Annotated in this window: 24 protein-coding genes; 7 read left to right on the plus strand and 17 right to left on the minus strand. The window is 33.1% G+C overall.

The features are described from left to right. From ACLIJJ_RS26035 to ACLIJJ_RS26050, 4 genes are all read right to left on the minus strand, one after another. Positions 1–977, minus strand: a 977-nt coding sequence (locus ACLIJJ_RS26035; protein ID WP_411411917.1) for an IS110 family RNA-guided transposase, incomplete at its 3' end; no start/stop codon positions are given. Positions 978–1,211: 234 nt separating this feature from the next. Further along, positions 1,212–1,430, minus strand: a complete 219-nt coding sequence (locus tag ACLIJJ_RS26040) for a hypothetical protein (protein WP_411411918.1) — start codon at positions 1,428–1,430, stop codon at positions 1,212–1,214. 179 nt (positions 1,431–1,609) lie between these two features. Beyond that, a complete protein-coding gene (locus tag ACLIJJ_RS26045) occupies positions 1,610–2,161 on the minus strand; it encodes a hypothetical protein (RefSeq protein WP_411411919.1) in 552 nt (183 codons plus the stop codon). Between the two features lie 351 nt (positions 2,162–2,512). Further along, positions 2,513–2,782 carry a YesK family protein gene (locus tag ACLIJJ_RS26050; protein ID WP_411229871.1) on the minus strand — a complete coding sequence of 90 codons (270 nt, stop codon included), beginning with the start codon at positions 2,780–2,782 and terminating at the stop codon, positions 2,513–2,515. Positions 2,783–3,130: 348 nt separating this feature from the next. Between ACLIJJ_RS26050 and ACLIJJ_RS26055 the strand changes: the two genes are divergently transcribed. The 3 genes from ACLIJJ_RS26055 to ACLIJJ_RS26065 all read left to right on the plus strand — a co-directional run bounded on the left by ACLIJJ_RS26055 (position 3,131) and on the right by ACLIJJ_RS26065 (position 4,795). Continuing rightward, entirely contained in the window at positions 3,131–3,349 is a 219-nt protein-coding gene (locus ACLIJJ_RS26055; RefSeq protein ID WP_411411920.1) for a hypothetical protein, read from the plus strand. Between the two features lie 820 nt (positions 3,350–4,169). After that, on the plus strand, positions 4,170–4,487 hold the full coding sequence (locus tag ACLIJJ_RS26060) for a hypothetical protein (protein ID WP_411411921.1): 318 nt from the start codon (positions 4,170–4,172) through the stop codon (positions 4,485–4,487). A 137-nt stretch (positions 4,488–4,624) separates the two neighbouring features. Next, positions 4,625–4,795 (plus strand): hypothetical protein, encoded by a 171-nt coding sequence (locus tag ACLIJJ_RS26065; RefSeq protein WP_411411922.1) that lies wholly within the window; start codon positions 4,625–4,627, stop codon positions 4,793–4,795. Positions 4,796–4,890: 95 nt separating this feature from the next. Here ACLIJJ_RS26065 and ACLIJJ_RS26070 read toward each other — a convergent pair whose 3' ends face one another. Beyond that, the gene (locus tag ACLIJJ_RS26070; protein WP_411411923.1) at positions 4,891–5,088 is read right to left on the minus strand and encodes an HU family DNA-binding protein; all 198 of its coding nucleotides are present in this window, start codon (positions 5,086–5,088) and stop codon (positions 4,891–4,893) included. 1,359 nt (positions 5,089–6,447) lie between these two features. Between ACLIJJ_RS26070 and ACLIJJ_RS26075 the strand changes: the two genes are divergently transcribed. Then, positions 6,448–7,227, plus strand: a complete 780-nt coding sequence (locus tag ACLIJJ_RS26075) for an STAS domain-containing protein (protein WP_411411924.1) — start codon at positions 6,448–6,450, stop codon at positions 7,225–7,227. Between the two features lie 628 nt (positions 7,228–7,855). Here the strand turns inward: ACLIJJ_RS26075 and ACLIJJ_RS26080 are convergent. The 3 genes from ACLIJJ_RS26080 to ACLIJJ_RS26090 form a co-directional block, all read right to left on the minus strand. Further along, entirely contained in the window at positions 7,856–8,611 is a 756-nt protein-coding gene (locus ACLIJJ_RS26080) for an SDR family oxidoreductase (RefSeq protein ID WP_411411925.1), read from the minus strand. Between the two features lie 1,063 nt (positions 8,612–9,674). Further along, complete coding sequence (locus tag ACLIJJ_RS26085) at positions 9,675–10,010, minus strand: hypothetical protein (RefSeq protein ID WP_411411926.1); 336 nt, start codon at positions 10,008–10,010, stop codon at positions 9,675–9,677. Between the two features lie 1,094 nt (positions 10,011–11,104). After that, positions 11,105–11,290, minus strand: coding sequence for a thioesterase domain-containing protein (locus ACLIJJ_RS26090; RefSeq protein ID WP_411411927.1), 186 nt, complete (start codon positions 11,288–11,290; stop codon positions 11,105–11,107). A gap of 821 nt (positions 11,291–12,111) precedes the next feature. On the opposite strand from ACLIJJ_RS26090, the gene ACLIJJ_RS26095 reads away from it, so the two are divergent. After that, the gene (locus ACLIJJ_RS26095) at positions 12,112–12,294 is read left to right on the plus strand and encodes a hypothetical protein (RefSeq protein WP_411411928.1); all 183 of its coding nucleotides are present in this window, start codon (positions 12,112–12,114) and stop codon (positions 12,292–12,294) included. Between the two features lie 16 nt (positions 12,295–12,310). Here the strand turns inward: ACLIJJ_RS26095 and ACLIJJ_RS26100 are convergent, their stop codons facing one another. Then, entirely contained in the window at positions 12,311–12,529 is a 219-nt protein-coding gene (locus tag ACLIJJ_RS26100; protein WP_411411929.1) for a hypothetical protein, read from the minus strand. 470 nt (positions 12,530–12,999) lie between these two features. Here ACLIJJ_RS26100 and ACLIJJ_RS26105 point away from each other — a divergent pair, with 470 nt between their 5' ends. Beyond that, positions 13,000–13,749, plus strand: a complete 750-nt coding sequence (locus tag ACLIJJ_RS26105) for an SDR family NAD(P)-dependent oxidoreductase (RefSeq protein ID WP_411411930.1) — start codon at positions 13,000–13,002, stop codon at positions 13,747–13,749. A 398-nt stretch (positions 13,750–14,147) separates the two neighbouring features. On the opposite strand, the gene ACLIJJ_RS26110 is transcribed toward ACLIJJ_RS26105, so the two are convergent. Further along, positions 14,148–14,690 (minus strand): Imm6 family immunity protein, encoded by a 543-nt coding sequence (locus ACLIJJ_RS26110; protein ID WP_411411931.1) that lies wholly within the window; start codon positions 14,688–14,690, stop codon positions 14,148–14,150. Between the two features lie 390 nt (positions 14,691–15,080). Here ACLIJJ_RS26110 and ACLIJJ_RS26115 point away from each other — a divergent pair, with 390 nt between their 5' ends. Continuing rightward, positions 15,081–16,064: a tyrosine-type recombinase/integrase gene (locus ACLIJJ_RS26115; RefSeq protein ID WP_411411932.1), complete on the plus strand. Its 984-nt coding sequence runs from the start codon at positions 15,081–15,083 to the stop codon at positions 16,062–16,064. A 108-nt stretch (positions 16,065–16,172) separates the two neighbouring features. Here ACLIJJ_RS26115 and ACLIJJ_RS26120 read toward each other — a convergent pair whose 3' ends face one another. From ACLIJJ_RS26120 to ACLIJJ_RS26150, 7 genes are all read right to left on the minus strand, one after another. Continuing rightward, entirely contained in the window at positions 16,173–16,523 is a 351-nt protein-coding gene (locus ACLIJJ_RS26120) for a hypothetical protein (RefSeq protein ID WP_411411933.1), read from the minus strand. A gap of 139 nt (positions 16,524–16,662) precedes the next feature. Next, a complete protein-coding gene (locus ACLIJJ_RS26125) occupies positions 16,663–17,265 on the minus strand; it encodes a hypothetical protein (RefSeq protein ID WP_411411934.1) in 603 nt (200 codons plus the stop codon). A gap of 101 nt (positions 17,266–17,366) precedes the next feature. Beyond that, a complete protein-coding gene (locus ACLIJJ_RS26130) occupies positions 17,367–18,755 on the minus strand; it encodes a vWA domain-containing protein (RefSeq protein WP_411411935.1) in 1,389 nt (462 codons plus the stop codon). 633 nt (positions 18,756–19,388) lie between these two features. Then, positions 19,389–19,553, minus strand: coding sequence for a hypothetical protein (locus ACLIJJ_RS26135; RefSeq protein WP_411411936.1), 165 nt, complete (start codon positions 19,551–19,553; stop codon positions 19,389–19,391). 649 nt (positions 19,554–20,202) lie between these two features. Beyond that, positions 20,203–20,502, minus strand: a complete 300-nt coding sequence (locus ACLIJJ_RS26140) for a hypothetical protein (RefSeq protein ID WP_411411937.1) — start codon at positions 20,500–20,502, stop codon at positions 20,203–20,205. Between the two features lie 308 nt (positions 20,503–20,810). Then, positions 20,811–21,266, minus strand: a complete 456-nt coding sequence (locus ACLIJJ_RS26145; protein WP_411411938.1) for an Imm6 family immunity protein — start codon at positions 21,264–21,266, stop codon at positions 20,811–20,813. Positions 21,267–21,457: 191 nt separating this feature from the next. Then, entirely contained in the window at positions 21,458–21,607 is a 150-nt protein-coding gene (locus tag ACLIJJ_RS26150) for a hypothetical protein (protein WP_411411939.1), read from the minus strand. Between the last annotated feature and the right edge of the window lie 31 nt (positions 21,608–21,638).

Below are 21,638 nucleotides of genomic sequence, written 5' to 3' on the forward strand. Positions count from 1 at the left end.
CTAAGCCCTGCAAGTTTGGTTATCTGGCGAGGATGATTGTATTCACTCAAATCGCCTACTTCAGCGAAGAAACCCGCCACTGTATCGCGGCCTATACCTGTCATGTCTAACATTTGATCAACACCTGGAATATCTTGAAGTAGTGTATCCAGGGTTTGGTCAAGCTCTTCGAACTTGGCTTGAATAAGTTCATATTTTTGAATTAATGTTCTTAATTCCATTCTAGCCATCATGGAACCTTGACGAATGCCAATCGAGCGATTGGCGGCTTCTTTCAAAGCACAAATCTTCTTTATTCCTATACTTCTTTTCACTGCTTGCCTTAGATAATCTAGTAATTCTTCATCTGTATATTCGCTAAGTTCGTGTGGCAGCGCTTCTAGTTTTAATAAGTGAAGAGCTGCCTTCCCTTCCCAACTTTTGAATACCGTAAAGAACTCTGGAAAAAATCTATCAATCCAATTGTGCATCTGTCCTTGTACAATCTGTAAGTCAACAGTTAATAGATCACGTAATTTCTTAGCCACACGCAGTTCCGCGAAAACCCCTTGTGGTATAGTTGGTTCGGCGTATCTACCATCTTTGACTAGTTGCGCAATGACTTTTGCATCTTTTACATCATTCTTTGTTGGGGAGTTATCGTCTAACTCCTTACTGTGCTTAACATGTAGAGGATTAACCGTCACAAACTTAATCTGTTCCTCTTTTAAAATATGAGCTAAATTAAGCCAATAATGGCCTGTAGGCTCCATGCCAGTAATGACAGAATCCATTCCGCTCGTCTCTTTTATTTGATTAATCCACTTAATAAATGTCCTAAATCCTTCTTGTGTATTATCAAAAAAGCAAGTAGAACCTAGCTCCATTCCACGAAAATCCTGTGCTCTAGCTACATGATGATGTTTCGCAATATCAATTCCAATTACTAAAGTCTTAGGTGTGATTTGAGCTATTTTATGATTTTGGTTATAATTCATAGTGAGACCTCCGAGTAGATGTATTGTCCTTTTAGCGCGCCAGCTTTGGACATATTTATCTTATCAAGAGGTCTTTTTTCATTCAAATCGCATTTTGAGTTATTACAGGAATGTTGCCATGTTTGTAACACAAGTAGGTTTCTCTTCAATTATTACAGGAATGCTGCCCTTATAGTTCCGTAAGAAAAAAACAGCAATAGGAAATTTTTCTTTTGTTACAGAATATAATCTGTACTATCTGCGCTTGTCCTCGTTTATAACGATACTATAAGAAATATTGAGTTTATCCCAAACCCAATCCTTAAAAGTTCTATCTATTTCTACTTTTAGTGCTTCATCATCCAAATTCTCATCAATACCTAATTCTCTAAAATCAAATGTTTCTGACGCCTCTGTACCTTCAAATTTTGTACTACTGAATGAAAAAGTGATTGTCTTTTCCAATTGCTTCATCTCCCTAATAAAACCTTTTTTAAACCTTTTTTTATTTGTCTTAATCTCAGTTTACAGTATTCCTCCTTATTTCACTAAACTGCCATTATAGTTCCACAAGTACATACGTAAAAGAAACTCCTTGGAGGAATAAAAAAATGACACTATTATAAATAGCATCACTATTGTCTACAAAAAAATTATCTGCTTAATAATATTAGTCTGTACTTTAACTGTCTGATGTCATATGCATATCTGATTTGTGACATAAGCCAAATAATAAATAATATCCCACTGAAAGTGAATAAAGTTATTGGATAAGCATAATACCAATCAGGGATATAACGATGAACAATAAAATAGTTTCCTACCTCGTAACCTTCACTAACAGTGAACAATTCCTTATTATCTCTAGAATCTATTGAATTGCTAGGAAACAAATACTTAGCATCTTTTAAATCTAAGTCATAGTATGAAATGTCAGTGTTTTCATTTCTTTTTGGGTATATGGCGACATTTTCAAAAGTATGAAACTCTTTATTAACTCCGTTAATAGAAGTTTCAATCTCTATAAGTACTTTTTGAGAAAGCTCTTTAGAATTATCTAACTTGCCAACAAATTGATCACGAAATTTTCCATATTCAACTTTTTTTGAATCAGCTATATGTAAGCTTATTAATCCCCCAATAAGAAACAAAAAACAAGTATAGATTGTAGCTCTAACTACTTTATTTGAACCTAGATAGTGCATTTCTTTCCCCTCCTACATCAATCGTCATGGAATAATATATTCTCCTTATACACACGAAAACCTTCTCGGATGGAAAATTAATACCAAATTAAACTGTTCGAAAAACTCATCAAAACTATTACCCAATGTCGCACTTTTTTTCTAATAAGATGCAACATCAATTAGAATTTCTTCTTGAGCTAAACTGCCAAGTTTCTTCCATTAGATATGTATTCATTTATTACAGGAATGCTTCCCCGTTTGTGCTATAAGACAGGGTCTCATATTTATTTCAGAAATCCTGCAATTAATTGATAAAAAGCATAAAGATCGCCGCAGCGATCCCCCTGTTACTAAAGTAGCAAATATCTATCAATGTTGATGGGAATTGTAGTTTGTTTTTTTACCAAACATAGAAAAAATTGCAGCAATCAGGATCGGAATACCCATCATTATGTATGCAGCTCCCTCAAATCCTCTGATAAAAATATAGCCAAATAGAAACAGTGCAAGTCCAACTATAATGCCAAGATAGCTAGGGATAAGTGCGATATTAGGTTTGCCCTTCTTTCTGATAACAAAGGCTACGAAGACAATGATGAGTCCGACTGCAATACCTATATATAAAGGTATGAAAAACATTTGGCATCCCCCTTAGAAAATTAAGTAATTTAAGTAAATTTTTTGCACCTATTCAGAGTACCACTTAATTTTTATTTCTTCAATTTCATTTTTTGGTTAAGCAAAGAAATTATGACAACAAATATCTTTTGTGTCACTTAGCAGTTATATTTTTGACGTTTAGGAAATAATTTCCCCTAAAAACACATCGTTTGAATAGGTATGTCTTGTTTAAATAACTTGCCAAGTTTTCTGCCATAAGCTGTTTTTTCATTTATTACAGAATGCTGCGATTTTTTAAACAATAATTGATTAGAAACATTCCGGTATTTAAAACTTAGTTGTAATATAAAGAAAAGGAGGATAATTATGACTCGCTGTACGTACTGTAAATCAAAATGGAAAGCAAAAGAAATATGGGCGTTAATGAACCGAATTGAAGGGAAAGATTGCCCTTATTGCAATAGGAAACAATATCTTAAAGCAGAAACCTTTCGCTTTATGACAGCATCATGGTTAAGTGGAATATTTATATGGCTGTTGCCCTTTTTTGTAGAATTAAGTGAAAATAAAGAGGATTTATACTAATAGAAGAAAATAAGCTGATGGAAGTTAAATGTAGTATACCCTCTATTAGAGGGATTGATTTTATTAGTGGCAATATTTCGGATATAGTTTGCAAACAAGTCATTGAGTTTACTTTAGAATCTTTATTTATTCATTCACAACATAAAATTATTTATATTAACTATGCTGGGGGTATTATTAGAGCAAGTCCCTTCGATATCTTTAAATTACATCCAAGTCTGCAATAGATAAAAGAATACAATCAGCAAATAAGCTAACCAGCAAAAGCTTTGGAGAAACCTAATAACTTGGTAGCCCGTTCCTAAATCCCAACTCGTTCTTTTATAATGCAAATTACGATTGGAAATTAAAGCTCCTTTTTTTTAGGTTTCAGATTGTTTATTTCTAACCTTTTTGTTACTTCATCTATTTGAACTCCTCTCTATACAAACTAAAATAAACCATTACTTGAGTTTTTTCCACGTTACATATTATCTTCCTGATCATTCTCTTTAACATTGTGTATCAATCTTTTCATTACTTTATTTTTGAATATTCTTAGCATCGATTGTCGTAATGTAAAAGGTGGAGCGATTGCTTTTGTTTTCATACATCACTATCTTTGTGATTTTATATTTTATAAAAGTTACATCCTATAATGTTATTTCATTCATACTATTCGCAGTGATAGATGCAAAATTCATTTACATATATTCTGAATACTTTCAGCAGTTATAAAAAGCTGTCTTTTTATAGGAATAAGATAGTTTACTAGATTTAGGCATAATAAGGGATTCTAAGGGAATACTAAACTTATAAAATATTTTACGAGGTGATTATATTGGGAGAAAGAATTAATCTAACTGCAGAACAAGAAGGACTTAAACAACGTTTGCAAGAAAGCTTTAACCTAGTTAGAGAGGGTAATAGCGCAGGAGGGTATGGAGAAGCTTATAATGAAGCGTTCAACGAAATGAGCGAACTTGCTTTTCAACTAGCTACATCATTAACTCCACCATCAGTATTTACGCAGGAGAAACTAAATGGAGCAGAAGAATTAACACCAGCAGACAGAGCATTTTATAACGACCAGCATGTTGTTGAATATTTACTAAATTATTTAGAGGGTGATGAAGTAAACAATCCACCTGCCAAATGAAACTTTTGAGTTCGGGGTACACACGAATAGGCATGATGATATGACCGTCTTACACGCGTAATAAAGAAGGATGGGAATTATCCACAAATTTACATGGTGGACAAGCTGACATTGAAGCAGGACCAAATTTATACCAAGTGCTACAGCATGGCATTGTAATCTATCCATACGACCTAAGCGGATATATGGATAGATTATGGAAGCTGCATTTAATGGAGCAAGCAGAGATGAAATTCAGGAACAACTTAATGCTATTATTGCTAGATGGAATTTCTAAAACAGTAAGAAGCAAGCCATATACACTTTAAATAAAGAAAGAATACCCACCATCTAACTGGCCGGTATTCTTTTTTATTATTCTCGTTGTTTTCTGCTGCTCATATCTCTTACTCTGGCGTTTTGCTTAAGCAGGGCTTGTACGAAAAGCCAATGCTTCGCGTTCAGGATCATCATATTCCTCAGAAGTTGCTGGATTTATACCAATACGTCCAGAACGTTTTAAAAGATAAAAATCTCCTTTTCCGTGCAACTTCACATTTTGTCCGTTCTCTAATGCACAGCATATACATTCCCACATACTATTAAACGCAGCTTTTATCATATCTTTTTAAATCCCTATTATCGTTTCTGCACGGATCTCAATGTCATCCTGTTTAAGAATAATATTTTTATTTTTTATTACCTCTTCCCCTTTGAAGATGAAAGACTAGGCATATAAGGATAAGCAATGTATGTAAAAGGTGTGCTAATTTTGCACACCTGGTGTACAGAGTAATCTAGATCGAAGTCCCTTTATTGTATCTTTAAATGCCTTTTCCCTTTTTTTAAAACAAACCATTTAAATTGATCTATACGTTTATCTCTCGTTTTAAATTAGGTTATTTATAACTAGGTGCTAGATGGTCTAATATTATATTCTCTTCTTCATATTTATAGATTGGTAAATAAATATCTCCCAATTTTTCTATGTTTCTTCATTAGTATATCTTAATACTGTTGCGGTTTCAGTAATATTGTTAGTATTATTATTTTCATGTCTACGGTGATACAGCATGAGTTCGTTAACCCAAGTAAATCGTTAGTGCGGAATTAATTTTAGCAATATCCTCACACCCTTACATATCTCCCCTTATACACACCATTCACAGGCCATCTTCCTATTTCTTGTATTATAGAAGTACGATAGCATCTTGGCCAAACGGAAGAGTTAGCTAATTAAATTCGTAAGGATTTGAGTAACTCCTTCCCTTTTAATGTATGACCTTAAAACTTATCCAATTGCATTTTTAAAAAAATTATATTAATATGGGCACTTATAAAAGCAATATATTAGTAAATAAAATCATTACACTTGATCAATTAACAAAGCTTTTATGTAAAAATGTCAACCATTAAAGGTTGACAAAAGTCGTATTGGATTAAAAGCAAAAAGATTTTATTACTGTAAAACACTATATATTATTCCTTTTAACAATTAATGTATGGTTATTTTGTTTAAAAGAAAAGGATGTACCGCTGTACTTATCGGTACATCCTTTCCTTGGGAGAACAAAAAGATAGTGAAATCATGTCTGATACATTTTATTAACCTTCAACTTATTTGAAAAGGCTAATGTCCATTATTGTGTTTTTTAATATTGAGTCTGAATAAAAGAATACTAAAAATGTCTGTAGATTCTTTTATGCTTGTTTCACGTCACTATTCGAGTATTTCCTAGTCTGTTCCAATCTATTTTCACCAAGTTTCCACTTTATTTCATAATTAATTATATATTTATTACAGGAATGCTGTTTAATTTTCCAACATTCGAAGATTTTTAACATTGTTTTATAAATGTCTACAATACAATGTTTTATTAAAGCAGTTCCTTTGTAATAGTCTCAATATAGCAATAGCCAATAAGGAAAAAAGTTGATGAAAGTTAAAAGTTAGTATACCCTTTATTAGGGAGTTGATTTTATGAGTGAAAATATTTCGGATATAGATTACAAACAAGTCATTGAGTTTGCTTTAGAACCATTAATTATTCATTCACAACATAAAATTATTGATATTAACCATGCTGGGGAAGTGTTTTTTAGAGCATTAAAAAAAGATATTATTGGAGCAAGTCCCTTAGATATCTTTAAAGATTCATCCAAGTCTGCAATAGAAAAAAGAATACATGCAGCATATGAGAAACCAGCAAAAGTTATCGAAGAAACCATATATAGAATGGATGGAACAACTGTAGATGTGGAATTATATTGTCATCCAGTGTGGTTAGGTAATACAAAAGCTATTCAAACATATGTATGGGATATAACGGAAAGAAAAGAAATGGAAAAAAAACAAAAAGAAATGTCGAAGCAAATAAATGAATTATCTACAGTCTTAGTTCCTCTTTTAGATGGGATTGCTGTACTTCCTTTGGTTGGTTCAATAGATGAGGAAAAAGCAAGTCAACTTTTAGACAATGTTCCGATACGAGTCCAAAAACAAAATGTAAAACATCTAATAATCGATTTTACGGGTATATATAATATAAATACTATTGTAGCAAGCACAATTTTTAAAATAACGAATATTCTATCAATGCTTGGTGTGCGTTGTATTGTAACAGGACTAAGACCAGAATTAGCATTGGTTGCCTTACAACTAGATGTAAATTTTGTTTCAATACCTACTCTTTCTACCGTACAAGAGGCACTACATATGTTAGGTTTAAAAGGTAACAGTAAAACTCCAATAAATAATTAAGAATAATGTAATTCAGCAATGCCGTTTGTATAGCATTGCTGTTTTATTTTATGTTATGTATTTCTTATATTATAAATATGACAGGCTATCATCCTCATTTTCCTTCCAAGTCTCAACTGGTCAATTGCCCTCTAATTCCTTCGTCATGCCTACCCAAACTCTGCTGTAAGTTTAACAATAGAAATACTATCAATATGTAGGTGGAATAATTGTAGTATATAATTAAAGAGGAGCAGATATAGATGATCTTATGATGAACGCATTAGGAATAATTATTTGATTACTTGTCTTCCGTCTCTTTTATTCTTTCTTACAAAAAAACAATCTACTTTTTAATAAGTAAACAAAGGGTCAACAGGAGAACGCTCCTAGTTGACCCTTTTTATTAAGACTAAATAGTGATTTTAATTTCTTTTTCCTACTTAAATATCCCATTCGTCAAAATACTATTATTGAAACCAATGAATTATGTATATCTAATCAACTGAAACAAAGTATACTTATTTTTACATTAATACTTCCAATAGATAAATTGGGAGTATTAATGTTAACAAAATGAAATTATCAGAACTAAGGAATAAATAAGCAGTAAAAAAATTCCTCTTTACTTTTGTATTATCACTTTGTGTTACTTATCACGCAGAAACTGTTCGAAGGTAACTTCCCCCTTCTGATAATTTATATTTGTATTCTTTCCATCAATGAAGGCCTTCGATAACCTACCCGGCAAAGAAACATCAAATACTTTATTCTTTTCCTTCTTCGTGTTAATTTTTAATTCAGCCATCTCTCTAATTGTCATTATCTCAGGTCCACCATAATCCTCCACCCTTCCTTGGGGACCTTTATTCACCAAATCAATTAGATGCGTTGCAAATTCATGTACGTCTAAACTCTGCACTTTCCATCTTCCTGGAATGACATATCTGTTAAAGAAAGGTTTGGATAAAAGTAAATTTTCAACAAAGCCATGAAATTGCGTGGCACGTGCAATAGTGTAAGGAACGGTACTTTTACTTAACAATTCTTCCGCTTCTACCTTCAGTTGATAGTACTTCCAAGGTATTTCGTCGATGCCCACGATGGAAGGGTAAATAAAGTGCTGTATATGTTGTGACTTACTCAACAAATTTCCTAAGCCTTCTATTTCTACCTTTTTGACGTTTTTCATTGGGCTTGTTGCTGCATGAATGATGATATCCACATCCTTTACAGCATCTTCCAATCCCTCTCCTGATACCAAATCACTATAAACCCAATCTGACTGTTGCCAATCGTGAGGTCTTTTTCTAGATGTTATCTTCACTTTGTATTCAGTTTCTTTTAGACGAAACAGCAATGCGGAACCTAAATAACCTGTTGAACCTGTCACCAACACTCTCACGTAGAACACGCCCCTTCTGAGAACTATTTCTTTGTATTGTATTATTCGTTTGTCGTCTGCTTTATACGTCTTATTATAAGAATAACGTGATATAAAATAAGCCACCAAATGGCAGCTACTTAGTGTATTCATTTCATAAAAACGTAAAACTTTCCTTACCTATTGCCGTGGGAAATATTCAAAGTAACCCCTCAAGTTTCACCTCATAGAGGTATTTCAACTGTTTTTCCATATCCTAGATGGAACATGAGGGAATAATGTATCTCGAAGAGTTACTGAGATGCGGTCATTCAGCTGTGCAATCACTCCAATTCCATTTGACATTCTGATAATTGCACTGGTGCGTCCAGTTCGTTCTTGTTCAAATTGGCTAATTGGTTGCAGTTCATAAATATCATGCAGGAGCAATTGATTACAGAGGTATGCGCCAGTATATCAGGGATCGGGTATGGTAGCCTTCAAATAGATTAATCAAGTTCTGTACAGTAAAGTTTCTTAATGGCGAATTCTTAACTTTGGCATTGAAGCATGCGAACCAATAGGGTCGATTGTCCTGCATAGGAACCAAACCATAGCGTCCCTTGCGGCCCCAAGTTTCTATAAATACATGCGGATTATATCCTGTTAAGTTCAGTTTAGTCGATACAACAGCCCTCCAACAGGTTTATCCGGCATACCTTGGTTTAACATTTGGCAGAAATAATTCCTTCTCTCCTTAGATATGTTTTTATTCATTTTCATTAATCCCTACTAACCATAAACAACCGCTTCCTTTTTATAAAAAATAGATCCTTACTTTCATTATGTAGGATATATAAGCTCTTAATGTCTATTATAAGACTCGACTCGATTAATAAATATACACCATCCCCAGAAAACGGATCAAAAATGATGATTATATTTTGGTTTTTGTTTTTTTTAAACACTAATTCTATAATTGCTTAATTAAAGAAATTAATAACGTTATTTGAATGCGTAAAATTCCGTATTTTTTGATTTCCAGAATTGTTAAGCAGTTATTTTGGTAAATAAATAATTATATATCATATAATTATTAGTTTCCTTATCCCCTTTTTATAGAAATATCACTGTATTCCTCTAATATCTTTCTGGCACAATTACTTGCTAGTCGTAAAACTTCTTCCTTATTATTAAAGGGTTTTGTTGTATGCATGCCTATCAATGTCATTTTTTCCGTATCAGTACAATTGAGCTCCCTTAGATTATTATTCTCCAGAATTACATTATCGTTAATTGTAATATCAAAAATAAAAACATCATCATCAATTAGTTTTTTCAATTTTATTAATGCGGCGTAGTTTCCATTATATCTAAAGTTATAACTATCCAATCCATATAAACTATCCCTATGCTTGGCACTTTTAGTTTTAGTTTTCATTTTACAGCCCCCTATGAATCTATTCCCTTAAAAGGAACAATTTTACATACTTAAATATTAGCACTTTTATCATAGATAGTTAACCCATTATTACGGTATATGCTGTTAATTGAGAAAATCTTACTATTCGTTGTAGTTACATGCTTTAAACCGCTTACTTGCAATTAATTTATTATATATTTCACTCTTTTTCCTATTAACTTGTGTACCATGCTTATTTAAACAAAACCCTAAAATTTTTTCAGTTTATTATTTAGAGGGATGCGCAAAGTTAGGATCAAAAATTAACTAGACATGAAAATATTAAATATTTTAGTTACCCCTTCTCTTTCATCTTTTATTTGTAATTTTATATATTACAAAGAAGAACCTTTGACGTGTCAGTGTACACCAAAGGTTCTTTCTTGTTTTGCTTAAAGTAAAGGAATGGAAAAGCAGTTACTAAATTTGAAAATAGATCACTTTAAAATACTCAAAATTAGGATGAACAAAACTAACGAAATTATTCAACTTTTAACCTAAGCAGAAAATTGATATATTCTAATTTATTGGGTATTTTCACTGTACACAAAAAGGTTGTTGATGCTAATAGAAATTATATGCTAATGGATTAATGTAATTTACAAAGCTACTATTCTTGTTCTTTTTAGACAATTAACTTAAATACATTAATGGATGTGAAAAACCACTAACTTTATGTGCATAAATGGTAGTTCCTAAAATTCACATCAATATTCTCATATAAATCATATATTTGCAGTTAGTAATAATCGATTAATATTTTAGCACCACTGTAGTCAAGGGGGTTAAAAGTAGGCAGCTAAGACATCTGCCCTCTCTCGGTCTACAAACGTTTTATGGATCTCTTCCCTCCCAGCATCTGCTTCCTTCCGACTAGCTAACTGTTCCATGTTAAGATTAAAGTTATCTTCCGTCCTCCAATACTTGCTACGAGCGGATGACTAGATCATACCCTGCCAGATCCACCCGCTATATAATATACCCCAGGATGAGTTATACACCTACCACGGTTTATACAAAAGCTAAGTTTATTTATTAATGGAAGATCCCTACATATACAAACAACAAAAGGGCTATACCTTGGGGGGTGCTTTCCTACCAGATACAAAGAGGTGAATTGGAGAAATTCCATGCATTTGCTTTATTTTGCAACACAATTCATATACCAAAATGCTCCCCATGCTATGTCCAAAAAAAGGAAAATGGTTACTTATGTAAAGAAGGCTCAATCTGATTGTATATATCTTCAATAGCCTCATTGAGAGAATTATATAAAGGTTCTCTTCCCACTACCTGCAAGTTCAATAGGATAAAGCATTATATCTTCATCCAAATATTTCTTCCATTTAAAAAATACGGAGGCGGAACTACCTGCATAAAGTAAACAAAACAAATTAATTTTTTCCATAACCCTTTATACCTACTCTCTTTTAATTTTAATTGCGTATTCTTGTTTAATACAAAACTAAAGTCCAAAGAGTAGCTAAAAACACAATACAGAAGTTACAAGCAAAAATACATAGTGATTTACCACCACTTTTTAAATAAGGAAGCAGACATTTAGCTTATCTCCAGCGCCAGATAAATTGTTATAATTTTTTTTGAGACTCTAAGACTTGTCCGTAGAGGCTCCTTCTAAAATGATTATAGGTCTACAGATTCTTTGCCATAGTCTGTATTAATAACTTTACACAATCTTATCTTTTTCATTATTGCGAAACACATTCCTACATATTCTAACATTTTTCTAAAATTAAATTGATAGTAGAAGAATGATTACTTTATCCCCATGTTTTGATACTTTCAGTAAATATGGTTCGGGTTATGAGTCAATATTTTAAACACAAAATATTAATGATCAACGCTGATAAAACAGTAATAAATTATCTTATGGCCATTAAGGTCATATTAGGAAAGATCCTACCCCTCCTTATGTGAGAAATACTTCGACATAGTGAGAGTAATAACATAACTAAAATAAAATAGTTCTATTTTAGTATTTTAGGAATATAACTGTATATTAATGGAATAAGTGTACTATAATGTAAACATATAGTTATAATACCAAGGAGGGATAACCATGCGTAAGATACCTAATTTACTTAAAATAATGGTTATATTGGGTTTGTTATTAATAATAATTTCAGTAAGCCTTTTGAGTGAACATCCATCTTATCAATGGATTCGTTGGACAGGGAATATTCTACTCCTTTTAGGAATTATATCTATCCCATTTTCTAAAGTAACCCAAAATGGTAAATAAAGAAAAAACCACTCAGTTAACGAGTGATTTTTTCTTTATAAAGTTTATTATTGTCTTGAAATTCATTTATTACCTTTTCTCGAAATGGACTATCCTCCAAGAAACGTCTTAAGAAATCTAAATATACATTTTTCAACCAAAGTATATCTAGTCTACTAAAATCTTCCGCAAAAAAGGGAAATGCATAAACCCCTTTCTTTCCTTGCTTGAATATAGCTGACGTCAGTACAAACATTGTAGAACCCCCTTTGTACCACAACCTACTTTTCACCATCAGAGGAAAGGTTACTCATTATTTCATCTAACAAGAGTTTTTTCACTTTTATTAAATAGTTTACTGCTGCCTAACATAAACATTAATCTAGCATATTCTAATGTTGTAGAAGAAGGTAACCTATTAAATAAAGTGTAGAACCCTTCATATTACTCTTTCCAAATCTCTGAACTTCTATTATAAAATATAAACTACTTGCGAAAATTCCCTATTTTTTACAAATTTTAACACAAAAATTGTCCTAATTCAAGAAGCTCTCAAGAGGACCAAGTTGCCTTCATAAAACTAATCCCACTCAGTGTATAATTTGACAAATAAGTCACATACTTGATTATTATCAGCATTATATTTTTAATTTGAAAACTATGAAGTATTATTTAAAATAAAATTCTTAATTAGAAATAAAATGACCCAAAATGGAGGGAAACATTATGAATAAAGTGGCAATTATTACTGGTGGTGGAAGTGGTATAGGACAAGCAACAGCTCTTCGTTTAGCAGAAGAAAAAGTTAATATTGTAGTAGTCGATGTAAACGAAAAAGGTGGAAATGAAACGGTTGAATTAGTTAAAAAATTAGGTGTTGATTCTATTTTTGTAAGAGCTGATGTTTCTAAACAAGATCAAGTTAAGAATTATGTGGAAAAAGCAGTAGAAAAGTTTAAGAAAATTGATTATTTCTTCAATAATGCTGGAATCTCAGGAAGCGGTAAATTTTATTTAGATACTTCTCTAGAAGAAATTGACCAAATTGTTGGTATTAACTTAATGGGTGCATTATATGGCGCAAGATACGTTGCAGAAAATATGTTAAAAAGTGGTGGAGGATCTATCGTTAACACGGCATCTAGCGCAGGGGTTATTGGTCAAGATTCGGTTGTTACTTACTCAGCTACTAAACATGGTATTATTGGATTAACCAAAAGCCTAGTAGCAGAATATGCTAAAGATGGATTAAGGGTAAATGCAATTGCACCTGGTCCAACAGAAACACCTATGGTAAGAGAGTTTTATGCAGCAAATCCTGAAATGAAAGAGAACGCAACAGGTGGAATTCCACAAAAACGTTTAGGAACACCAGAAGAAGTTGCGGAACTAGTAACTTTCCTGTTAACTTCTAAAGCTCAATATATTAATGGTGAAGTGGTACGGATTGATGGTGGGTTTACAAATACTAAATAGTAATATGTTGACTTGACTTATTAACAATATCCATTTCGAACTCCCTAGTAAAATAAAGGCTTAGAAAAGCCATTAAAGCTATTTGACCTCTATATTGTATAGGGGTCATAGTTTACTTTTGCCTGACTACATTTATTTAATCCCATTCACATCCTCTGATTTCTATTTTTTTGAATTGAGAAATCAACTCTGGCTTTTAGGAACGAAGAAAAAGTCACAATAACAGATACCATCCAATTTCAAATTCATTATGATTTGAGTTCATATTATATATTTCATGCAGCTCTATGGGCCTATTTGCTGCTTGTTCTGTATAGTTATTCATTAACACACTCCCTTGCTTCATTCCTTTTTTGTCATCAAATAGGAAATTGGGATAATGGGGAAAAACATAATCTTCAGTTGTGAAAGTGTTCATTATCCCCAAAAACATCAAACTGAGCACGCTTACGGATTAATATTGGTATTTGATTTTCATCTATTTGTTCTAAGATTGTCATTAGTCTTTCCGCAATAAATCTATTAGCTTGTTTTATTTGATAGAAACCATCTAAAAATTGTTCTACCAGGCTCTCATCTACATTTTCAATAGGAGCAGGTAAATATTCTCGACCTCCATTTTTAAATGCAAGCCAATTTGTATAAGAAACTGCATCTACAATGCAACCGAATGCTAATTCTTTTAACTCTTCTGTTTCATCTTGCATCAGCATAAATAGACCAGTCTCCTCTGTTCCATCGTCTAACATATTATATATTTCGTCAGCTGAATGTGTTTTGTTTTGGAGCCATTCCCAGCAGATCTCCAAAGTATTCTTTACAGCCTCAAAATTTGGAGAGGTTGATAATCTACCAACGACTGTCTCACTTAACCCCAATAAAAAAAGAATTTGTTTATCCGCATTTAATTTTTCAAACTTATTTAACATTTCACCCTCCATCTACTCAATAAACTTACCATTTTTCAGTTCGAATTCTTGCTTACCTGACACATACACACCGTCTTTTAGCTGTGCTTTCACAACAATTCCCAAGTTCTGATACTTGTCTATAAACCGTTTGAAAGTACCAGCAGCTTACTTTAGATTGTGGATCGAACATACACCTGTTGGATTAGATTGTTGCATGTAAATTGTTCTTTTTACATCATTAGGATCTATTTCTAGCTCTTTAATAGCTAAATTACATTCCGCAATAACGCCTTCTTCTGCGTGTTTTAAAAACCTATCATTCCCATCTAATCGAATTCAATTGTTATTATATCGGATATCTATACTTTATAGTACAATAGAATATATGTTCTTGGTTTTACGATAGTACTTTAAAATGAGTTGAATGAACTGAACCGTACTGAGGAAAATCTTTCAGAATTTAAAAATGACGTTCTTTCTTATTATGAAGAGGAGCTGGATATTTTCCGTGTATATTTGGTGGATTTAGGTTACTCTAACTCTACAATCCGTGTCTATTTCTATGATACTAGGTTGTTCTTGTTCTATTTGACTGAAAAGAAGTCCGAAATGATAGAGTTAGAAAATGTCACTAAACAGGATATTGCTGCCTTTCTGAGGAAACAACATCGAAATGCTGCGAAATCTAGCCGAAATCGACGATTAATGACTCTTCGAACTTTTTTTAAATCATTAATTAAATCAGAAGTTCTTACTTATAATCCTGCTCAAGAAGTGGATTTGGCCAAACAAGAAAAAGGCCGACTTCCTACCTATCTTAATGATGAGGAGTTGGCTTTATTTTTTTCGGTTATTCCTCCAAGCGATTATTATATTCGCAATAAATGTATGTTGATGTTGATGGGACTTGTCGGTTTACGTGTAGTCGAAGTACATAACCTTAATATCTCAGATATTATCAGGAATGAAAAAGATCCTGGCATTGAAGTTTCTGGGAAAGGGAATAAGGTTCGATACATCCCCCTTCCTATTCCACTGTACCACCAGCTCTTAGATTACGAACGAATATATCGACCTAAAGCAAAACCAGATCACTCCAATGCGTTTTTTCTGTCCAAGAGGGGTACTCGGATTTCCAGAAGGAGAATTCAAGAAGTTACAGAGAATGTTTTCGAGTGTTTAAAAAAGCAGCCTGGTTATCAATATTTGGAACAAAAGAAACTATCTGCTCATAAATTACGTCATACCTTCGGAACTGGAATGGTTCGGGAAGGGACCGACTTAGTAACCATACAACAGCTCATGGGTCATACAAATTTAAATACGACACAAATATATACTCATGTCAGCAATGAACAAAAACAGAAAGCTATGAGGAACAAAGACGTATCTCGCTACTTTTAATATAACAATTCAAATAAGCCCAGCTTTTTCGTCGGGCTTATTTTCCTTTTTCATTAGAAAAAATGTTATTATCCCTCTATATCAAAGGTCTTATGAAGAGGTTTTTTATTAGCGATATGGCTTTTGAAGTTTAATTAATTTTATAATATCTTCACCCTTTGCCGGTTCGATATAAATCTTTTTAGTGTTGTTGAGAATTTCTTCTGTTTCTTCTTGAAGTGTTTTTTCATCTACATCCGGTGGAGGTGCTTCCCAACGCATTGGTGTGTAATAAACATTTATTGTGCCATCGCCGTTCCCTTTATAGGTAATGGATCCGTCAATTAGTCGAGACCCTGATAATTGTATAACACCTTCTGGGAAAGTGGCACTGTTATCAATATTGGGATTGATAGGTTCTCCAACAGGTATATGGCGGATATTTAATTCATCTAAATCTTGATTGGCTCCAAGTTGCAACCAAACGCGTGCATATTCGATTTGATCATTGGAATATGGAGCTAGCGGATTTTTGCTTTCTTAATGTCTTATTGAAAATAATGCATCTTGAAACTTGTGGCAGCTTTATTAAGCTTCTTTAAAAAAGTAAAAATAAAACTCATTCTGCTTCAATTAGATATTCCTTAATACTAACTGCATAATGACTATTTGGGAGGTAGGAGATTTCTAGAGTCTTTCCAGATAAGTTTTGTTGATAATAATTTCTTGATATATTAAAGCTGTACACATCTAAGGTGAGATTATTAAATTCTAATTCCATTAGAAATTCCGTTCCATAATCTGCGTCATCAAACTCCTCTCCAGTTGGAGTTGCTACAACAGTTTTAAACTGTCTGTTTACAAAGGCTGTTTTATCTTTGTAAAGATTAATGGAAGTTTCTAAAAATGAATAGCTTGTTATCATCATTAATGTGGTAATAAGTAAACAAATAATCTTTGCAAACCACTTTCCTGCCCCGATAATCATGGCTATAAAAAAAATACCAAAGCAAAGACAAAGGCTTGCCGCACTTAGTGCTCCAAACATTTCCGAAAAAATGAAATTTTCATCGCTTATCTCGGATATCCCCCATAGAAATAGCGTTATAATGAAGAATAACAATCCAATAACCGCGACTAGGCCAGCAATAATTTCCCTTCTATCCTTACCTAGCCAAGTTCGGTGCATAACCCTCTTCTTCTTTTTTAGCTTCTTAGTCATGTTACCCCCTCCTTAAAAATCAACTTCGAGCTTAAAAGGAACAGGTGTCGCAAATAATGTTAAGCCCCCTTAAAATTGAAAGAAGAGAACCTTTCTTATTCCTATTGCCATTGCTGGTGCCATTCTTCAACTTTGGCATTAATCTCCTCTTTCGTTCGCTCCCTATCCAATTCTTTTGCCTTTTTTATCTCAGAGAAATGATTATTGCGCATTTCCTCTGAAGACTCAGCTATCTCCAATACTTGATTCTCTACATCATCATTAATCAATTTCTCCTTCTTCAAATAATAGACTGCATGTTTAATTCGATTTAATTCTGCACTGGAAGCATAATATAACGGATTATATATCTCATTCATTCGTTCCATTGCCTCGACTGTTTGCTGTAGAGTCACTCCTTGTGTCCATACAAGCTGCCCAAGCGTAGGCTTCCACTCTTTGTTCATTTTAACTTCTAGCTCTGCAGGATCGTCTACCGTGATATACTCTCCACCTCCAGAATCAGCCACTTGCTTTAATTGCTGCTGCCCTTCCTTATCTACACTAAATCCAATAATATTGACCTTTGCTTTAATATTATGACTTTGAAGTTTTTGAGCTTCTGCAACAGGATCCCCATCACAAGTTTCTATTCCATCACTCACTATATAAACCATATTACAGTATTCATCTGAAGGATAAGTTTGCAAAATTTCTCCTGCTTTTTTGATCGCAACTGCTAATGGAGTCCAACCACTTGCCTGAAATGATTTTAATGAGGTTATAAAATTATCAGCTTGATAGGATGATAATGGATACACTTCTTCCACAGATGAACAAGATTCCACTTTGTCTGAGTTAGCAGATGAACCAACATGCCCATAAGCAATTAATGAGACATTGGCATCTTCAGGAAGAGACTTCGCAAATTCGCTAATAGAGTCTTTTGATTGTTCCAATTTCGTCCGCCCTTCTATTATTTCATTCATGCTGCCGCTTGCATCCATTAACACCAAAATATTCACTTTCTTTTGGCCTGAAGTTACCTTATCCTCTCCATTCGGTAATTCTGGCATCACGTACCCATGATCATATGCAGCTAATTTTTCATAATAGCTTTTATAATTTCCTGATCCCAGCATATAAACAAGGTAGTCATATATCTGCTCACTGGTAAGGTTATTATGTTTGGAAAAATATGCTTTAAACTCTTTCTCGGCAATAGGATTGAACGTCTGCTCAATAAAGTCTAAATATTGCTGTCTGTCCCAGCTTTCTAACGTTTCTAACCGTTGGTCCATATGCTCCTCGATCAGCACACCAGCTTTTTGTTCAATCATTTCTTCCACTGTCCTCGCAGCAGTTGGAGTTTTTCCCTCCACCTTGTCATCAGTTTCTGCTATTTTGGTAGTCGCTGCCTCACCCGATTGAGTTTGGTTCTTTGCGCAAGCGACCGTTACTACTAGGAACAGTATGCATCCTACCATTGCAGTCTTTTTAAAAAGATTCATCTTTGTACCTCCTTCATGGACATTACTTTTCTTTTATACGTCCAAAAGATTGAAAGGTTTCTAATCCTATTTGTAATATTCTTCACTAAGATTAATTGGGTGTTTTCTCCTACTGACAACTCATTAAAGGTTTCTGGCTGGTATATCTGTATAAGGGTAACTTCTATGTGGCTTATTCCTAAACAAAATCGTTCTCTAATCAGTGAATATTTGCGCTCATTTACACAATGATTGGAGATAAAAGCCTTGGGCGAAGATCGAGGATGGCACCCGCAGATATGTAAATTCCGAGGAATTAAAGACAATAAAACCAAACTATTGCTCTTATATATAACTCCATTTTATATAACTTGTACCATTTAACTAACCTTGATTTTCTTATAAAAAATGTAAATGAAAAAAGGATAATTAGCCCTTATAATAGACTAACTATCCAATAATTTAATATCTCCATTTAAGATAATGGGTCCTCTAGCTTGCTGTATTTGCATATGGAATTACTAGAAATACATTAGAAGTTGTAACTATAGAAAATACTATTCGAGTCGCTACTACATATATTACTCGTGATTTTACTATAGTATGCACACGCATCTCCATATCTATATCTCGGGCTAAAGTGAAAGATAATTATTACATTGTATCTCTATCTAAAGCTTTCTGCATAGCATCTTGGTACTTAGCTAACCTTACAGCTCGTCCTCGCCATTTAGGGTTTAATCTATCAGGAGGGATAGAGCGAAAATCTTTTAATTTGCGTGTAAAAAACTCAATGCGCTTTAATTCTTTATTGCTCATTATTATCTCCCTGTAAAGCTTAGCATAGTAAGTTTTAATCTTACTATTTGTCAATTCAGCTTTTTTAGCCGATCTTTTTAACATTTCCTCTAAGGTTTTATGAAATGGTAATTATATTTTTTTTAACAAAATACATATTTTAGTGAAGAGCACTTAAAAGCGGCAATGATATAGACATATTATTAATGTTGAAAGAGAAGTAGCGAAGAAACATTTACTTATTTTAGTATTTAATGGGGATTAAATCTTTTTCCTCTTCTGGGACAACTAAATAAATAGAGCCATTTAATGATCATAACAAGAAGATAATATGAGGGTTTCGGATCTCTAAAGGGATATGCCACTTCTAATTTCAATGAGTAGGTATAACAGGAGAAATAGTTATTACATAGAAGAAGAAATCCATTGTTAATACACTTATATCATTCAGATAAAGATGCGAGGTGAACTTTGATGTCAACTGTGTTGTATACTAAATATGCACAGAAAAGGATTTGATGTAGAAAATAATGTCCTTCTTATAATTCTCTTTTGTTCCTATACATGGACTTATTTTTCAACAAAATCCACTTTGGAAAGTAAATCAGTAATTTCCTACTAAAAATGTTGAAAACAAGCAAGCTATTTCCGAATTCTATAATATCCTACCTTATCTCCAACGCCAATTTATATCACCATCTGAGTAAAGAGCAGGAATCTCAATTCCTTCTTTATTCCCTTGGTCATCAGCAATAAACCAATTGCTTTCATCTATCCATTCTACATCAAAATGGTCTTCTTCAAACTCATGGTCTTCTTCAAACTCATGGTCTTCTTCTGTAAGAGCCTCTAAGAATGTTTTATACTTTTCGAATTTTCTTGTCGGTTTGAATAACCCGTTTACCCAAGCACCTTCTCTATTTGAATACTGAATGTCACCTAGGTATTCTTCTTTAAAGTACAACTTCATTTAGTATCCTCCGTTTCATTATCGCAATTAACCTACTCTGAAACTCTCCTCTAACCTAAAACAGCAGAAGGTAAAAGAATTGGTAGACCTCTAAGATACCATGGTGACTACACTATATAAAAGTAACTGACGTTTAACATACGATTAGAGACAAAAATGATAATAACTCGCTTTTCCAGTAAGGCCAAACTCCTAGTCTTGTCTTGTGCCACGGCCGTATCTCTCTCTTAGAGATGTCATAAAAAATGCCGATATCCAATTTATCAGCATCCTTAAAAAACAGATAAATTACTATTATTATCTTACGCTCAATGTATGTACGATAAAAGTTGCTCATACGTCTTCTTTATTAGGAGAGTAGAATCACCTTTAACTTGTTCGAAAGAACTAATAAAATGCTCCACTAGTGTATCATCCACTAGAGAAATTGGTTCGGGAAAGAATTCTACCCCCTCCTTTTCCATTGCTTTTCGACTTGTATAAGCAACTGTGTCAATAATGCAATCCCAAGCAACGATATCTTTCTCATTTTTGGACATCTCTTGAAGAATCGTTAAACCATTCTCTTCATCCTCTAATAGATCATAAAGTTCATAACCAGTTACTTCTTTGTTTATTACCCATTCCAAGCTTTTTGAAAGAGCATATTGTGCGAGATGTCTATCTTCATTTTTTGAAAAGTCGCTTAAAATATCTTTTGAAAGCAGAATAAAAAAGAGGATTTTCCCTTCATTTATTAAATGTCTAAATGTATATTCTTCCATAATTACTCCCTACTAATATTTAATCTACGAAATTCCCTTTTCTAATATTTAATATTTAATTTACCTGTAACCCGTATGCTTAGTATGTATATAACTATAATTGAATTAGGATAGGATATTGCTGACTTAATTGTTTAAAATGCCAGTATGTACTAGCTAACGCTAATCCTTGATAGTACTACCTACAAACGCTAGATAGAATAGACTGTCATAATCTTAATGTACCCGTAACTTTTTCCAGTTTCAATCCCTTCTGCATAACAGCCGCATGGAACTTCTTCTTCTGCATGTCTTGTAAAGAGAGGATTATTTCTAGAATCCTTTATATTTCTACTAGGCATTTTTGCTACATTAAATTCTTTACATTCTATT

Origin of the sequence: Niallia laureatilytica (assembly GCF_046613985.1) — a bacterium.
Classification (GTDB): Bacteria; Bacillota; Bacilli; order Bacillales; family Cytobacillaceae; genus Niallia.

What these genes read in the sequence shown, in the direction of transcription:
- ACLIJJ_RS26150 (WP_411411939.1), bottom strand. Translation starts at nt 21,607, where the DNA reads ATGCCTAGTAGAAATATAAAGGATTCTAGAAATAATCCTCTCTTTACA.
- ACLIJJ_RS26105 (WP_411411930.1), top strand. Translation starts at nt 13,000, where the DNA reads ATGAATAAAGTGGCAATTATTACTGGTGGTGGAAGTGGTATAGGACAA.
- ACLIJJ_RS26135 (WP_411411936.1), bottom strand. Translation starts at nt 19,553, where the DNA reads ATGAGCAATAAAGAATTAAAGCGCATTGAGTTTTTTACACGCAAATTA.
- ACLIJJ_RS26055 (WP_411411920.1), top strand. Translation starts at nt 3,131, where the DNA reads ATGACTCGCTGTACGTACTGTAAATCAAAATGGAAAGCAAAAGAAATA.
- ACLIJJ_RS26045 (WP_411411919.1), bottom strand. Translation starts at nt 2,161, where the DNA reads ATGCACTATCTAGGTTCAAATAAAGTAGTTAGAGCTACAATCTATACT.
- ACLIJJ_RS26140 (WP_411411937.1), bottom strand. Translation starts at nt 20,502, where the DNA reads ATGAAGTTGTACTTTAAAGAAGAATACCTAGGTGACATTCAGTATTCA.
- ACLIJJ_RS26095 (WP_411411928.1), top strand. Translation starts at nt 12,112, where the DNA reads ATGCGTAAGATACCTAATTTACTTAAAATAATGGTTATATTGGGTTTG.
- ACLIJJ_RS26050 (WP_411229871.1), bottom strand. Translation starts at nt 2,782, where the DNA reads ATGTTTTTCATACCTTTATATATAGGTATTGCAGTCGGACTCATCATT.
- ACLIJJ_RS26130 (WP_411411935.1), bottom strand. Translation starts at nt 18,755, where the DNA reads ATGAATCTTTTTAAAAAGACTGCAATGGTAGGATGCATACTGTTCCTA.
- ACLIJJ_RS26145 (WP_411411938.1), bottom strand. Translation starts at nt 21,266, where the DNA reads ATGGAAGAATATACATTTAGACATTTAATAAATGAAGGGAAAATCCTC.
- ACLIJJ_RS26040 (WP_411411918.1), bottom strand. Translation starts at nt 1,430, where the DNA reads ATGAAGCAATTGGAAAAGACAATCACTTTTTCATTCAGTAGTACAAAA.
- ACLIJJ_RS26100 (WP_411411929.1), bottom strand. Translation starts at nt 12,529, where the DNA reads ATGTTTGTACTGACGTCAGCTATATTCAAGCAAGGAAAGAAAGGGGTT.
- ACLIJJ_RS26070 (WP_411411923.1), bottom strand. Translation starts at nt 5,088, where the DNA reads ATGATAAAAGCTGCGTTTAATAGTATGTGGGAATGTATATGCTGTGCA.
- ACLIJJ_RS26075 (WP_411411924.1), top strand. Translation starts at nt 6,448, where the DNA reads ATGAGTGAAAATATTTCGGATATAGATTACAAACAAGTCATTGAGTTT.
- ACLIJJ_RS26110 (WP_411411931.1), bottom strand. Translation starts at nt 14,690, where the DNA reads ATGGAGGGTGAAATGTTAAATAAGTTTGAAAAATTAAATGCGGATAAA.
- ACLIJJ_RS26090 (WP_411411927.1), bottom strand. Translation starts at nt 11,290, where the DNA reads ATGAGGCTATTGAAGATATATACAATCAGATTGAGCCTTCTTTACATA.
- ACLIJJ_RS26085 (WP_411411926.1), bottom strand. Translation starts at nt 10,010, where the DNA reads ATGAAAACTAAAACTAAAAGTGCCAAGCATAGGGATAGTTTATATGGA.
- ACLIJJ_RS26125 (WP_411411934.1), bottom strand. Translation starts at nt 17,265, where the DNA reads ATGACTAAGAAGCTAAAAAAGAAGAAGAGGGTTATGCACCGAACTTGG.